Annotated in this window: 3 protein-coding genes; 2 read left to right on the top strand and 1 reads right to left on the bottom strand. The window is 70.9% G+C overall.

Annotated features, from left to right (window positions below; genetic code table 11):
- The first annotated feature begins 85 nt into the window (after positions 1 to 85).
- Together A612_RS13710 and A612_RS13705 are read left to right on the top strand one after the other, a co-directional pair.
- A complete protein-coding gene (locus A612_RS13710) occupies positions 86 to 796 on the top strand; it encodes a protein-L-isoaspartate O-methyltransferase family protein (protein ID WP_040436968.1) in 711 nt (236 codons plus the stop codon).
- A 40-nt stretch (positions 797 to 836) separates the two neighbouring features.
- On the top strand, positions 837 to 1,175 hold the full coding sequence (locus A612_RS13705; protein ID WP_019375031.1) for a rhodanese-like domain-containing protein: 339 nt from the start codon (positions 837 to 839) through the stop codon (positions 1,173 to 1,175).
- 12 nt (positions 1,176 to 1,187) lie between these two features.
- Here the strand turns inward: A612_RS13705 and A612_RS16655 are convergent, their stop codons facing one another.
- Positions 1,188 to 1,328: a magnesium transporter gene (locus A612_RS16655; protein ID WP_241209560.1), complete on the bottom strand. Its 141-nt coding sequence runs from the start codon at positions 1,326 to 1,328 to the stop codon at positions 1,188 to 1,190.
- Positions 1,329 to 1,332: the final 4 nt, after the last annotated feature.

The raw sequence follows: 1,332 nt of genomic DNA, 5'->3' as shown, positions 1-1,332 counted from the left end.
GGCAGGCCCTGCAGCCGGCAGGCGCCGGCACCGCCTAGAATCGGGGGCTTTGTCGATCCTGCCGGTTTCGCCTTCGGAGTGCTTCATGAACCTGCCCCTGAACACCCTTGCCAATGTGCAAGACCCCATCGCGCATGCGCGCTACAACATGATCGAGCAGCAGATCCGTCCCTGGAACGTGCTTGACCGGGGGGTGTTGGACGCGCTTGCCGCCGTCCACCGGGAGCAGTTCGTGCCGCCCGGCTGCCAGGGCATGGCCTTCGCCGACGTGGAACTGCCCCTGACCGAGCCGGTGGAGGAAGCCACCCGGCTGGGGCAGGTCATGCTCGCACCGCGCGTGGAAGCGCGCATGCTGCAGGACCTGGAACTGCGCCCGACCGACAAGGTCCTGGAGATCGGCGCCGGTTCGGGCCACATGGCGGCATTGCTGGGCCATCTCGCCGAGCACGTGGTGACGCTCGAGATCGTGCCGGGCCTGGTGGAGTTCGCGCGCGAGAACCTGCGGGGCGCCGGCGTGCAGAACGTCGACGTGCGCCAGGCCGATGGCGCGCTCGATCTGATTCCCGACGGACCCTTCGACGTGGTGGTCCTCAGCGGCTCGGTGGCCGAGGTGCCCCAGCGCCTGCTGGCCCTGCTGCGCGACGGTGGGCGCCTGGGTGCGATCGTCGGCGTGGAGCCGATGATGCGCATGACCGTCATGCGCAAGGTGGGCAACGGCTTCGAGACTTCCCAGCCCTGGGACGTGGTCGTGCCGCGCCTGCGCAATTTCCCCGAGCCCTCCCCGTTCCGCTTCTGATGGCGCCCGCGCGCGCCACCCCCACCGCGACAGGCGGGCCATGATCGAGCACATCCGCCCCGCGCAGCTGCCGGACTGGCTGGCGCGCCACGCCGCCGACCGACCGTTGCTGCTGGACGTGCGCGAGCCCTGGGAGCTGGAGGTGGCACGCGTGCGCCCCGACGGCTTCGAGCTCGTGGCGATCCCCATGGGGCAGCTGCCCACGCGCGTGCAGGAACTCGATCCGGCGCGCCCCACGGCCTGCCTGTGCCACCACGGGGCCCGCAGCCTGCGCGTGGCGGCCTTTCTCGCGCAGAGCGGCTTCGAGGAGCTGGCGAACATCAGCGGCGGCATCGACGCCTGGTCGCTCGAGCGGGACCCGACCGTGCCGCGCTACTGACCCGCCTTTGCCCTACAGCAGGGTGCCGCTCAGCACCAGCGCCGCCACGGAGAAATAGATCACCAGGCCCAGCACGTCCACCAGCGTCGCCACCAGCGGGGCGGAGGCACTGGCCGGATCCAGCCCGACGCGCTGCAGCACGAACGGCAGCATCGAG

Source organism: Melaminivora alkalimesophila, from assembly GCF_000282995.1.
GTDB lineage: Bacteria > Pseudomonadota > Gammaproteobacteria > Burkholderiales > Burkholderiaceae_C > Melaminivora > Melaminivora alkalimesophila.
Note: the sequence above shows the minus strand (reverse complement) of the source record. Positions and strands in the feature narration are given on the sequence as shown.